Genomic DNA, 12,324 nt, shown 5'->3' on the forward strand with positions numbered 1-12,324 from the left:
CTATACCAGAAGGACGGGCTTCATGACGGGAATCACCAATACCAGGCTCTCCGACGGCCGGGAGCTGATCTATTTTGACGACGCCCACGCCCCCAAGGCGCGAACTGCCGGGACCACCACCGACCACCGCGGCCTGCCCCCCAGGGGCGAGCCGGGCGAGGTTCGCTACGACGCCCTCACGGAGGAATGGGTGGCGGTGGCAGCCCACCGCCAAAGCCGGACACATCTGCCGCCGGCCGACCAGTGCCCCATCTGCCCCACCACCGACGGCAATCCTTCAGAGATACCGGCTGACGATTACGACGTTGTGGTGTTCGAAAACCGCTTCCCGTCGCTGGGCCCGGCGCTGGGCGCAGTTCCGGCGGAGCCTGCCTGGGGAACAACGGGACCGGCCTACGGCCGCTGCGAGGTGGTGGCGTTCACCCCGGCCCATACCGGATCCTTCAGCGGCTTAACAGAGGCCCGCTCCCGCACAGTGATCGAGGCTTGGGCGCAACGCACCGAAGCCCTGAGCGCGCTCCCGGGTATTAAGCAGGTGTTCCCCTTCGAAAACCGCGGCGCGGACATCGGCGTAACCCTCCATCATCCGCATGGGCAGATCTATGCCTATCCCTACGTCACCCCGCGCGCAGCTGTCCTGGGCGCCGCTGCCCGCAAGTTCTACGACGCAGCGGACGGCCGGGATACCCTGATGGGCTCGCTGCTGCGTTCAGAACGCGAGGACGGCAGGCGGATGGTGATGGAAGGCGAAAACTTCAGCGCCTACGTTCCGTTTGCTGCCCGCTGGCCGCTTGAGATCCATTTGGTTCCCCACCGCCAGGTTGCTGACCTGGCGGCGCTCAGCGGGGAGGAAAAGGATGAACTGGCGCACGTCTACCTTGACCTGCTCAAACGGCTGGACGCGCTCTACCCCACGCCTACGCCGTACATCTCCGCGTGGCATCAGGCCCCGCTGGACGCACTGCTGCGTCCCGCAAGCTACCTCCATCTCCAGTTGACCTCGCCGCGGCGGGCCGCCGACAAGCTGAAGTACCTCGCGGGGTCGGAGGCCGCCATGGGGGCATTTATCAACGACACCACGCCGGAAAGCGTGGCCGAGCGCCTGCGCAACGTCACGGTTCCTGCTTCAACACCCTCCCCCGCTGCCCTCCAGGCAGCCCTGCCCGAAGGAGCCCCCGCTTGAGTGCCGCACCCCAGCCGCAGACCGCACCGGAAGGCGCCGGCAGCGAGGACCTGGCCGCCCGCTTCACCCGGGAGTTCGGCACGGAACCCACTGGAATCTGGCAGGCACCGGGCCGCGTGAACCTGATCGGGGAGCATACGGACTACAACGAGGGTTTTGTCCTCCCCTTCGCCATCGACCGGACCGCACGCGTGGCGGTAGCAGTACGCCCTGACAACTCCGTGCGGCTTTTGTCCACCTACGGCGACCAGGGTGTGGTGACCACCTCGCTGGAATCCCTGCATCCCGGTTCGGCCAAGGGCTGGACCAAGTATCCGCTGGGCGTTATGTGGGCGCTCCGCCAGCGGGGCATCGACGTGCCGGGCGTGGATCTGCTGCTGGACTCGGACGTCCCGCTGGGGGCCGGGCTCTCCTCCTCCCACGCCATCGAGTGCGCCGTCATCTCCGCGCTGAACGAGCTGACGGGCGCGGGCCTGCGGGCGGAGGACATGGTCCTGGCCACACAGCAGGCCGAAAACGACTTCGTGGGTGCACCAACGGGAATCATGGACCAGTCCGCCTCGTTGCGCGGATCGAAAGGCCACGCCGTCTTCCTGGACTGCCGCGACCAGAATGTCAGGCTGGTTCCGTTCGAAACGGAACCGGCGGACCTGGTGATGCTGGTGATCGACACCAAGGTGTCCCACTCCCATGCCGACGGCGGTTATGCATCGCGCCGCGCGTCCTGTGAGCTGGGCGCCGAAGTCCTGGGCGTTAGGGCCTTGCGCGACGTGCAGGTGGACGGGCTGGAGGAGGCCTCCGGACTGCTGGACGAGGTGACCTTCCGCCGCGTGCGCCACGTGGTCACCGAGAACGACCGCGTACTCCAGGCTGTGGACCTCCTGGCGGCCGAAGGGCCGGCAGCCATTGGCGCCCTCCTGGACGCGAGCCACGCATCCATGCGCGATGACTTCGAGATTTCCTGCCCCGAACTGGACCTCGCGGTGGACGCTTCCCGGGCCAACGGAGCCATCGGCGCCCGGATGACCGGCGGCGGTTTTGGCGGCGCCGCCATTGCGCTCACGCCCGCCGGCTCCGAGCAAAAGGTGCGCGACGCCGTCGTCAATGCCTTCGCTGGTGCCGGTTTCACTGCGCCGGACATCTTCACGGTGACCCCGGCGGCCGGCGCCATGCGGATCGCCTAGCTGCCCCCCAAACAGTTGAGGGCCCCACCGTTCGGTGGGGCCCTCAACTGTTTTGTCTACTGCACAGCTTCTTTGTCTACTGCCCAGCGTCCGACGGCGGGGTGCCGCATATGGGGATTAGTCGTCCCCGCGAAGGATGGCCAGCAGGCGGATGATCTCCACGTAGAGCCATACGAGGGTGACCGTGAGGCCGAAGGCAGCAGTCCAGGAGAAACGCTGCGGGGCTCCGCTGCGGACGCCCGCTTCGATGCTGGTGAAGTCCATGATCAGCGAGAAGGCAGCCAGGCCAATGGCGAAGACGCCGATGAGGACGCCAACGATGCCGCTGCGCAGGCCGAACGGCTCCTGCGTTACACCCGTAAGCATCATGACGAGGTTGACCACGGAGAACAGGGCATAGCCCGCGATCGCGATCATAAAGAAGCGCATGGCCTTGGGTGTGGCGCGGACCTTGCCGCTCTTGAAGAGCAGCAGCGTCACTGCGAACACGGAGAGAGTGCCCACCACTGCCTGCAGGCCGACGCCTGGGTACTGGGTGTCCAGGATGCGGGTCAGGCCGCCGAGGAAGAGGCCTTCCAGTCCGGCGTAAGCAAGAATCAGCGCCGGAGAGGGCTGCTTCTTGAAGGTGTTGACCAGAGCCAGCACGAAGCCGCCAAGGGCGCCCACAATCATGAGCAGCGAGGCAAGGCCCAGGCCGACGGTGAGCGTGACAGCAGCGCCCACGATGACGACCCCGAGGCAGGCGGCCGTCTTGATGATGACGTCGTCGAACGTCATCCGGCCGGTGTCTGCGGGGCCGGCTGCGGGCTGGTTGTACATCTGCTGCAGCTGCTCGTCGGTCATGGGCTGCTGGCCGTAGGAGGTCTGGCCGTACGGCTGCTGGCCGTAAGGGACCTGGCCATACGGCTGCTGGCCGTAGGCCTGCTGGCCATAGGGAGCCTGGCCGTAGGGTGCCTGCGGGACAGGCGGTGCCTGGGTGGCTCCACGGAAGCTTTTTCCGTTGAAGATCGGGTTGCCGCCAAGTGCCATTGCGGGATTCCTCCATTAGGGGATGTGTTGTGAACCTTATGGTTTACGCTACCAATTTTCACGTCCCTGCACCGCTAAAAGTTCCCCGTTACCCCGGGTGCAACCCAACCGTGACGTGTCCAAGCCGCAATGCCGGCTGGTGACGGAGTCCAGCGGGGGCGGACAGCCCGTGAAGAAGCACCATGGCTCAACAAAGGTTTCCTCGGGCTTCCACTGCGGTTGGGGCTCCGGACATAGCGCAGTTGTTATCTGATCGCTATCCTGACGCCGCCCAACAGGGCTTATATGCGTTCGTCCGGGCTGTAGCATAAGCCAAGCAGGGTGACGGAACTCACATGCGTGACGGGTGCAGGGCGGTACGGCATCATCCCAGCCCTGCATCCGTTCGCAGCGGCTGCAATGGCGCAGCCGAGACCGCCCCCAAGTGGAGGTTTTCCAATTTGAGAAGTTCATCCCAAGGCCTGCCGGCCGGACCACGCCGCGGGTTGCTGAGAATGTTGGGAGCCATCAGTGCTTCCATCCTGGCAATCCTGCTCGTGGCCGCCCCGGCATCACTGGCCACTTCCCCGTCACCGACACCATCCCCGTCGAATCAAACCTTCCAGAACAACATCAGCGGCTTCCTCCGCGACGATACGCGCGCGCCACTGGCAGACGTCACCATCACCGCCACAAGCGGCGACTTCACCGGCACCGCCACATCGGCCGCAAACGGGTCCTGGAGCATCGGGGTCCCCGAGCAAGGCACCTACACGGTGGAACTGGACGAATCCACCCTGCCGGAGGGCATCACCCTGGCCGAGGGCCAGGAGAATCCCCGCGACGTCACGTTCAGCCAGACGTCCAACCTGTCGGTGATTTTCGCCTTCGGTAAAGGCATCGTGGTCCAGCAGCAGGACTTCGGACAGAACCTGCTCAACCGCCTCGTGGCCGGGCTGAGCTTTGGCCTGCTCCTGGCGCTGGCCTCCGTTGGCCTCTCGCTTATTTTCGGTACAACGGGCCTGACCAACTTCGCCCACGGCGAGATGGTCACCCTCGGCGCGGTACTGGTGTTTGCCTTCAACGCGATGGGCCTCCCGTTCTGGCTGGCGATCATCCTGTCCCTGCTGGGCGGCGGGTTGTTCGGCTACGTCCAGGACAGGGGGCTGTGGCGGCCGCTGCGGCGCCGCGGCACGGGCCTGGTGCCCATGATGATCGTCAGCATCGGCCTTGCCCTTGCCGTCCGCTACGTCATCCAGTTCTTCTTCGGCGGCGCCACCCAGCAGCTGCCGTTCGCGCAAAGCCCGGAAATTCAGCTGGGCCCGGTATCCATATCGCCCAACAACCTTTGGTCCCTGGGTATCAGCGCGGTGGTGATCGCCCTGATCGGCATCGTGCTGCTGAAAACCAGGCTGGGCAAAGCCACCCGTGCGGTAGCGGACAACCCCGCCCTGGCCGCGGCGTCGGGAATCGACGTCGACGGCGTCATCCGGCTTGTCTGGATCACCGGCGGCATGCTGGCCTCCCTCGGCGGCATCCTCTGGGCCTACTACCGTCCGGGCGTAACGTTCGACATGGGCTCCGCGATCCTGCTGCTGATCTTCGCCGGCGTAACCCTCGGCGGCCTCGGCACCGTCTTCGGCGCCCTGATCGGTTCCATCATCGTCGGCATCTTCGTGGAGCTGACCACCGTGTTCGGCCTCGCCGCCGACCTTAAGTACGTGGGAGCCCTGTTCATCATGATCGTTGTCCTCTTGTTCCGGCCACAGGGAATCCTGGGCCGACGCGAGCGCGTGGGTTAGGAGAGAACCATGGACTTTGGATTCATTCTTGCCAGCGCCGCGTCTGAGATTTTCAGCCCCACGACGGCGGCCTACGCCATGGCCGCACTCGGCCTCGCCGTTCACTTCGGCTACTCCGGCCTGCTCAACTTCGGGCAGGCCGGCTTTATGGCCGTGGGCGCCTATGGCTTCGCCATCTCAACCCTCACCTTTGGCGTCCCGTTCTTTGTGGGTCTGCTCGTCGCCGTCGTTGCCTCAGCCATCTTTGCGCTGCTGCTCGGCATCCCCACACTGAGGCTGCGGGCCGACTACCTCGCCATCGTGACCATCGCGGCTGCCGAAATCGTGCGATATATCGTGACTACCAACCAGCTCACCGCGGTGACCGGCTCGGCGAACGGCCTTGCTGCCTTCGAAGGCGGGTTCTACGCCATGAACCCGTTCCCCGAAGGCTCCTACTTCGGCATGAACAACCGCGATTTCTTCATCCGCGTGGTGGCGTGGGCCCTGGTCGCCCTCTGCTGCACGCTCGTCTGGCTGCTGATGCGGAGCCCCTGGGGCCGGGTGCTCAAAGGCATTCGCGAAGACGAGAACGCCGTACGCTCACTGGGCAAAAACGTCTATGCCTACAAGATGCAGGCCCTCATTATCGGTGGCGTGCTGGGCGCCCTCGCCGGCATGGTCTTTACCCTCCCCCGCGGATCGGTGCAGCCGGCAAACTACGGAACGGAACTCACGTTCTTCCTCTACACCTGCCTCCTGCTCGGCGGCATGGCCACCGTCCTCGGCCCGGTCATCGGCGCCATGATCTTCTGGGTGGTCCTTTCCCTCACCCAGGGAATCCTGTATGGCCTGATCGAATCGGGTGCCGTTACGTGGCTCAACACGGTTCAGGCCGGGCAGCTGCGCTACATCCTGGTTGGCGTCGCCCTCATGTTGTTGATGATCTTCAGGCCGCAGGGCGTCTTCGGAAACAAGAAGGAGCTGGCGTTCGCATGAGCAAGCACAGCGAAGAACCCACCACCGCACATGCCGGGGAACCGGATTACATGACTGACGCGCGTCCCATTGCTGCGGGAGAGACCGGTCCCGGCTGCAAGAAACGCGACCCTATTGTCGTCGCCGAGAACGTCACCCGCAGCTTCGGCGGCATCAATGCGGTGGACGTCGACTACCTGGAAATCCCCCGGCACAAGATCACGGCGCTGATCGGACCGAACGGAGCCGGCAAAACCACGTTGTTCAACCTGTTGACCGGTTTTGATACGCCTAACAGCGGCAAGTGGCAGTTCGAAGGCCAGAGCCTGGCCGGGGTGTCCCCCTACAAGGTGGCACGGATGGGAATGGTGCGCACGTTCCAGCTCACCAAGGTTATGGGCAAGCTCACCGTCATGGAAAACATGCGCCTCGGCGCCTCCAACCAGCCTGGAGAGAGCCTCGCCAAGGCACTCTTCAAGGGCATTTGGGGCGGCAGGGAGAAGCAGATTACTGCCGAGGCCGATGTCCTGCTCGAAAAGTTCAAGCTTGACGCCAAAAAGGACGACTACGCCGCTTCCCTTTCCGGCGGGCAGCGCAAGCTCCTGGAGATGGCCCGGTCCCTCATGGTCCGGCCCAAGCTGGTGATGCTGGATGAACCCATGGCAGGCGTCAACCCCGCGTTGACGCAGTCCCTGCTCGACCACATCAAGAACCTTAAGGCGGAAGGGATGACGGTCCTTTTCGTCGAACACGACATGCACATGGTCCGGCACATCGCCGACTGGGTGGTGGTGATGGCCGAGGGGAAGGTCGTGGCGGAAGGTCCGCCAGGGGAAGTCATGAAGAACCCCGCAGTCATCGACGCCTACCTGGGCGCCCATCATGACGTGGACCTTGGAGACTCTGAGGGCATCAAGGAACTTGCAGCAGAACTCGTGGCTGACGAGGAATCCATCGTCGGAACAGAGAATGCGGGCATCATCGCCGTCGACGTCGTGGCTGCCGGGGGCGACCAACCCGCACGCGGCGAGGACGGCCAGCCACAGCGCGACCAACCGCACGGCCGGCACGGAAGCACGGAGACCGGCAGCACAGAGAAGGACGGCCAATGAGCAGCACCAGCGCGGCACCCGCCGCACAGCCAGTCAGCGACAGCGAATCGGTGGTTAAGGTCACCGACCTGGTGGCCGGTTACCTTCCCGGCGTCAACATCCTCAACGGCTGCAGCATCGAGGCCCGCAAGGGAGAACTGATCGGCATCATCGGTCCTAACGGAGCCGGCAAGTCCACCCTGCTGAAAGCGATGTTCGGTCTCGTGAAGGTCCACTCAGGAACAGTGGTGGTGCGTGGTCAGGACATCACGGGCCTGAAAGCGAACAAGCTGGTAAGCCGGGGCGTTGGCTTCGTCCCGCAGACCAACAACGTCTTCGCCACCCTGACCATCGAGGAAAACCTTCAGATGGGGATGTTCCAGCGCCCCAAGGACTTCGCCGAAAGGTTCGACTTCGTCACCGGCCTGTTTCCTGAGCTCGGCAAGCGCCGTGCCCAGCGGGCAGGCTCCCTCTCCGGCGGCGAACGCCAGATGGTGGCAATGGGCCGGGCGCTGATGATGGACCCGGCGGTGCTGTTGCTCGACGAGCCGTCCGCCGGCCTCTCCCCCGTCAAGCAGGACGAAACCTTCCTGCGTGTCCATGAGATCAACCGGGCAGGCGTCTCCGTAATCATGGTGGAACAGAACGCCAGGCGGTGCCTGCAGATCTGCGACCGCGGCTACGTCCTGGACCAGGGACGGGATGCCTACACCGGCACCGGCCGTGAACTGATGAAGGACCCCAAAGTCATCCAGCTGTACCTGGGGACGCTGGCCGATACCGTCGAGTAAAGGCAAACATCCACGCAAAGAGCCCCTGTCCGGACGGACAGGGGCTCTTTGTGCTTTGCGGGCGGTGCTACAGCTTGCCGAACTCCGACTGGAGGGGCTTGAGCGTATTGTCGTTGGTGTACTCGTAGATGCCGATGTAGGCCTCAGTGGGGTCACCGGCGTCGGAGAAGGTTACGGGGCCGGACTGGCCGTCGTAGTCGATGTCCTTGCCCTCGCGGAGCAGGGTAACGCAGGCGGCGAAGGTGGTGCACTTCTCACCGGCTTCCGATACTCCCTTGAGCTGCTTGGCGATTTCCGGGCCGCTGGTGCTGCCGGCAGCTTCAGATGCCAGGGCGATCAGGTTGACAGCATCGTAAGACTCGCCGCCATAGGTGAAGTCCTTCAGTGCCGGGTCCACCTCGAGAAGCTTCTTGGTGAATCCCTCGTTGGCGAAAGTCCCCGGGAAGGTGCCGTGGGCTCCCAGCATGGTGCCGGGCTGGAAGTCCTTGCTGTAATCCGAGGTGTTGCCGTCTACGAGGAACATCTGCGTGGGCTGCACACCCTTGCCGGTCATCAGTGGCACGATGCTCTTGGCCTGGTCAAAGGTGATCAGGGCGATGGCATCGGGCTTGGCTGCGATGATCTTGTCCACCTGGCTGCTGAACTGGGTGTCACCCTCGTTGAAGAGCTCCTCAGCCACCACCTTGCCACCGGCTGCTTCGAACGCCGCCTTGACGTTGGTCGCCAGCCCGGTGCCGTAGGCATCGTTCAGGACGATCATGCCCACGGTCTGGGCACCACAGGTGGCCATGTAGTTACCCAGGACCTTGCCCTGGAGAACGTCGGAGGGCGCTGTACGCCAGTACAGTCCCTTGTCGTCCCACGTGGTGAAGTCCGGCGAGGTGTTGGCGGGTGAGAACTGCAGCACTCCAGCGCCGGTGATCTGGTTGATGACCGTCTTGGAAACGCCGGAGGAAGCCGCGCCGATGATGGCGTTGACCCCCTGGCCAAGCAGGGCCGACGTGGACTGCGTTGCGATGTCCGTCTTGGTGTCGCCAGAGTCCCGGTGGACTACCTCAATGGGCTTGCCGAGGACGCCGCCGGCATCATTGACTTCCTTGACACCGAGATTCACACCGGCGATTTCGGGCGGGCCAAGGTAAGCCAGCGAACCGGTGGTGGGCAGGAGGGAGCCGAGCTTCAACGGAGTCTCGGTGGTCCCTGTGGACGGCGGAACCGCGCCGCCCGCGCCAGTAGCCGGTGCGCTGCTGCTGGTGGAGCCGGGCGCCGGGCAAGCGATTCCTGCCGCTGATCCGGTAGCGGTTTCGGACGCCGTGGGTGTGGACGAACCGCCGCAAGCCGTTGCCATAAAGGCGACGCCGATGCCAAGCGCTGTCAGCTTGGCAACGCGGGTTCCCGCCTGGGGGAATAAAGTCATTTACGAGCTCCTCGATCTAAAGGTGCGAACGGCCTTTGACACGAAAAACCAGGTATTCCTGATTTAGCTTTCAAGCTAATGCATATGCACAGTGAAGATAAGTGACTGAGGTCACATCTGTATAACAGTCGTTGCATATGCGGAATCAAAACGCCGGAAGCCGCCCGCAACGCGGACGGCTTCCTCATTCGGCAGCTCACTGCGGCCGGTTCAGTTACGTACCCCAGGTGGGACTCGAACCCACAACACGCGGATTTTAAGTCCGCTGCCTCTGCCAATTGGGCTACTGGGGCAACTGCTCAATGGTATCCCGTCAGAGGCGCGAGAACGGTTCGGCGTACCGGAACGTGCCATGGACCCCGCCAGGCCACAGGGCGAGCGGCAGGAGCTGGAAAAAGTCACCCCATGCGTCCTCGGGCGGGAGCACGCCTAATGACGCTGCAGGCACAAAACCGAAGCGGGTGTAATAGTCAGGGCTGCCAAGCAGGGCGATACCGATCTCCCCCGCATCGTTTGCCCTGGCAATGCTCTCCTTCATCAATGCAGAACCGATGCCGTGCCGCTGGAGCCGCGGGGTGACACCGATCGGACCGAGGCCCAGCAACTCCTGGCGGCCCACCCATCCGCGTGTGCTGATCACATGCCCCACCACTTCGCCGTCCAGGACGGCCACCACACTGAAACCGGGGAGGTACTCCTTGGCCTCGAAGAGCTCCCGGAGCACGTTTACTTCCACTGGCTCCCCGTCCGCCGGAAGCCCGGTGGCCGGTGAGATGGCGAACGCATCGGCGGTCAGGGCCAGGATCGCGTCCCGGTCCTCCGGAGTCTCATCGCGCAGCAGGAGTTCGGGCCGGGGCGTCTGTCCGCGACCCTGCGCAGGCGCGTATTGCCCGGCCAGTTCCGCCAATACCTCAAGGGCGCGGGGTGCATCCGCCACCGGGACCAGCAGGTGGTCATGGTGGAACCCGGCCAGGACATTGCAGCTGATCCTGGCGTCCGTAAGGGCTCTGCTGACAGCGGCGGTGAGTCCCACGGCTTCCAGTGCGGAGTGGATCTGCAAGGTGATCCAAGCGCCAACGAAGTCGTAGGACAACCCTTCCTTGTCAGCCTGGGACCGGGGCAGGACCACCGTAAGGCCTTCAGCCTCCCGTACCGCTGCTTCGATGCCGGACGTCAGTGGCCGCCCGTGCGGCCACAGGACGTAGACGTACTCCCCCGCGCGCCGGACGGGGCGCATCCCTGCCAGCAGGGCCTGAAGGTTCTTCTCACCAGTCATGCTGCCCAGTCTAGAAGGCGCCGCGAACGGCTGCGCCAACTTGGAACGCAAACGGCGGCCATCCCCATCAAAGGGGACAGCCGCCGTCGTGCGGTGAAGCAGGCCGGTCTATTTGACGCGGGCCGGGACTGCTTCCGCCTTGGTGGTCGCAGTGGAACCGGACCCTCCGGCCACAGGGGCAGGAGCGGGTGCGGCGGCCGGCTTTGGAGCCGGAGTAGCTGCTGCCACGAAGGCACCGCGCGGGTTGTCCAGGTCCATAAGCTGCGTGGTGTCGCGGCCCGCGAAGAAGCTGAGGATCCAGTTGAAAATCACGCGGAACTTACGCTCGAACGTGGGCATGGCCATGCCGTGGTAGCCACGGTGCGCGAGCCAGGCGAGTCCGCCCTTGAGGCCAATGCTGCCCACCAAGTTGATGTTCGCAACGCCCTTCCACTCGCCGAAGCCTGCAACAGCGCCCAGGTTCTTGTGCTTGTAGTCCTTGAGCGGCTTGTCCCAGCGGGACGCCCACAGGTTCTTCGCGAGGCGCTTGGCCTGGCGGAGCGCATGCTGGGCGTTGGGAACGCAGGTGCCGTCCGGAAGGCCCTTGCCGGTAAGGTCCGGCACGGCGGCGACGTCGCCGGCTGCCCAGGCGTTGTCGATGATGCCTTCATCGCCCGCAACCCGAAGGTCAGGCAGGACGCGGACGCGGCCGCGCGGCTCAAGCGGGAAGTCGGTGGAGCGCACCATGGGATTGGCCTGCACGCCCGCGGTCCACACCAGGGTGTCCGTTTCGAACTCCTGGGCGGGGGTCTTGTCCGGAAGGTTGATGAGCTTGAGGCTTCCCTCGGCATTGTCCAGGGACGTGTTGAGGAGTACCTCGATGCCGCGGCTGCGGAGGTGCTCCACAACCCATTCCGCCTGCTTGGCGGTAACTTCCGGCATGATCCGGCCCATGGCCTCAACCAGGACGAAGCGGACTTCCTCCTGCTTGATGCGCGGGTTGTTCCGGACGGCGGCCCGCGCGAGGTCCTCCATCTCGGTGATGCACTCAATGCCGGCAAATCCGCCACCCACCACTACGAAGGTGAGGGCCTTGGCCCTGGCAGCGGGGTCGGTCATGGTGGAGGCAACCTCAAGGCGCTCCAGGACCTTGTTGCGGAGGGCAACAGCTTCCTCGATGGTCTTCAGGCCAATGCCCTTGTCCGCGAGGCCCTTGATGGGGAACGTCCGGGTGATGGCACCTGCGGCCATCACAACATCGAAGTACGGAACCTCGAAGTGCTCGCCACCGTCGGCGGGAGCCACCACGGCCGTGCGGTTGGCGTGGTCGATCGAGGTTACGCTGCCCTGGATCAGTTCAGTCTGCTTGAGGTGCTGACGGTGGGAGACCACAGCGTGGCGTGCCTCGATGTTGCCGCCGGCCACCTCGGGCAGGAACGGCTGGTAGGTCATGTAGGGCAGTGGATCCACGAGGGTGACGATGCCACCGGCATTCGCGATCTTCTTCTGCAGTTTGAGTGCTACGTACAGGCCGACGTACCCGCCGCCGACGACGAGTACCCTGGGACGGTCCTGGAGCTCTGGGGTGGTTGCCATACTTCAAGGATACCGTAGTTTGTGAAAATCTTCACTAACT

At 64.4% G+C, this 12,324-nt stretch carries 10 protein-coding genes and 1 tRNA gene; 6 read left to right on the forward strand and 5 right to left on the reverse strand.

Going from position 1 to position 12,324, the window contains the following annotated elements; all coding sequences use genetic code 11:
- The first annotated feature begins 22 nt into the window (after positions 1-22).
- A complete protein-coding gene (gene galT, locus ACFVYC_RS11655) occupies positions 23-1,183 on the forward strand; it encodes a galactose-1-phosphate uridylyltransferase (RefSeq protein WP_387549977.1) in 1,161 nt (386 codons plus the stop codon).
- Positions 1,180-2,367 carry a galactokinase gene (galK, locus tag ACFVYC_RS11660; RefSeq protein ID WP_387549979.1) on the forward strand — a complete coding sequence of 396 codons (1,188 nt, stop codon included), beginning with the start codon at positions 1,180-1,182 and terminating at the stop codon, positions 2,365-2,367. Before galT ends, galK begins: the two co-directional genes overlap by 4 nt.
- 117 nt (positions 2,368-2,484) lie before the next feature.
- Here galK and ACFVYC_RS11665 read toward each other — a convergent pair whose 3' ends face one another.
- Complete coding sequence (locus ACFVYC_RS11665; protein WP_387549981.1) at positions 2,485-3,396, reverse strand: Bax inhibitor-1/YccA family protein; 912 nt, start codon at positions 3,394-3,396, stop codon at positions 2,485-2,487.
- Between the two features lie 494 nt (positions 3,397-3,890).
- Between ACFVYC_RS11665 and ACFVYC_RS11670 the strand changes: the two genes are divergently transcribed.
- The 4 genes from ACFVYC_RS11670 to ACFVYC_RS11685 are packed head-to-tail and all read left to right on the forward strand — an operon-like array spanning position 3,891 to position 8,016.
- Positions 3,891-5,177, forward strand: a complete 1,287-nt coding sequence (locus tag ACFVYC_RS11670) for a branched-chain amino acid ABC transporter permease (RefSeq protein WP_387549983.1) — start codon at positions 3,891-3,893, stop codon at positions 5,175-5,177.
- A 9-nt stretch (positions 5,178-5,186) separates the two neighbouring features.
- Entirely contained in the window at positions 5,187-6,155 is a 969-nt protein-coding gene (locus ACFVYC_RS11675; protein WP_387549985.1) for a branched-chain amino acid ABC transporter permease, read from the forward strand.
- On the forward strand, positions 6,152-7,246 hold the full coding sequence (locus ACFVYC_RS11680; protein ID WP_387549987.1) for an ABC transporter ATP-binding protein: 1,095 nt from the start codon (positions 6,152-6,154) through the stop codon (positions 7,244-7,246). The genes ACFVYC_RS11675 and ACFVYC_RS11680 overlap by 4 nt, the downstream gene beginning before the upstream one ends.
- Complete coding sequence (locus tag ACFVYC_RS11685; protein ID WP_387549989.1) at positions 7,243-8,016, forward strand: ABC transporter ATP-binding protein; 774 nt, start codon at positions 7,243-7,245, stop codon at positions 8,014-8,016. The genes ACFVYC_RS11680 and ACFVYC_RS11685 overlap by 4 nt, the downstream gene beginning before the upstream one ends.
- 67 nt (positions 8,017-8,083) lie before the next feature.
- Here ACFVYC_RS11685 and ACFVYC_RS11690 read toward each other — a convergent pair whose 3' ends face one another.
- From ACFVYC_RS11690 to ACFVYC_RS11705, 4 genes are all read right to left on the reverse strand, one after another.
- Positions 8,084-9,433, reverse strand: coding sequence for an ABC transporter substrate-binding protein (locus ACFVYC_RS11690; protein ID WP_387549991.1), 1,350 nt, complete (start codon positions 9,431-9,433; stop codon positions 8,084-8,086).
- A gap of 219 nt (positions 9,434-9,652) precedes the next feature.
- Positions 9,653-9,726 (reverse strand) — tRNA-Leu (locus tag ACFVYC_RS11695).
- A gap of 20 nt (positions 9,727-9,746) precedes the next feature.
- Positions 9,747-10,709 carry an N-acetyltransferase gene (locus ACFVYC_RS11700; protein WP_387549993.1) on the reverse strand — a complete coding sequence of 321 codons (963 nt, stop codon included), beginning with the start codon at positions 10,707-10,709 and terminating at the stop codon, positions 9,747-9,749.
- Positions 10,710-10,817: 108 nt separating this feature from the next.
- On the reverse strand, positions 10,818-12,284 hold the full coding sequence (locus ACFVYC_RS11705) for an NAD(P)/FAD-dependent oxidoreductase (protein WP_387549995.1): 1,467 nt from the start codon (positions 12,282-12,284) through the stop codon (positions 10,818-10,820).
- Positions 12,285-12,324: the final 40 nt, after the last annotated feature.

Origin of the sequence: Pseudarthrobacter sp. NPDC058329 (assembly GCF_042879835.1) — a bacterium.
GTDB lineage: Bacteria > Actinomycetota > Actinomycetes > Actinomycetales > Micrococcaceae > Arthrobacter.

What these genes read in the sequence shown, in the direction of transcription:
- ACFVYC_RS11680 (WP_387549987.1), top strand. Translation starts at nt 6,152, where the DNA reads ATGAGCAAGCACAGCGAAGAACCCACCACCGCACATGCCGGGGAACCG.
- ACFVYC_RS11675 (WP_387549985.1), top strand. Translation starts at nt 5,187, where the DNA reads ATGGACTTTGGATTCATTCTTGCCAGCGCCGCGTCTGAGATTTTCAGC.
- ACFVYC_RS11670 (WP_387549983.1), top strand. Translation starts at nt 3,891, where the DNA reads ATGTTGGGAGCCATCAGTGCTTCCATCCTGGCAATCCTGCTCGTGGCC.
- ACFVYC_RS11700 (WP_387549993.1), bottom strand. Translation starts at nt 10,709, where the DNA reads ATGACTGGTGAGAAGAACCTTCAGGCCCTGCTGGCAGGGATGCGCCCC.
- ACFVYC_RS11685 (WP_387549989.1), top strand. Translation starts at nt 7,243, where the DNA reads ATGAGCAGCACCAGCGCGGCACCCGCCGCACAGCCAGTCAGCGACAGC.
- galT (WP_387549977.1), top strand. Translation starts at nt 23, where the DNA reads ATGACGGGAATCACCAATACCAGGCTCTCCGACGGCCGGGAGCTGATC.
- ACFVYC_RS11690 (WP_387549991.1), bottom strand. Translation starts at nt 9,433, where the DNA reads ATGACTTTATTCCCCCAGGCGGGAACCCGCGTTGCCAAGCTGACAGCG.
- ACFVYC_RS11665 (WP_387549981.1), bottom strand. Translation starts at nt 3,396, where the DNA reads ATGGCACTTGGCGGCAACCCGATCTTCAACGGAAAAAGCTTCCGTGGA.
- ACFVYC_RS11705 (WP_387549995.1), bottom strand. Translation starts at nt 12,284, where the DNA reads ATGGCAACCACCCCAGAGCTCCAGGACCGTCCCAGGGTACTCGTCGTC.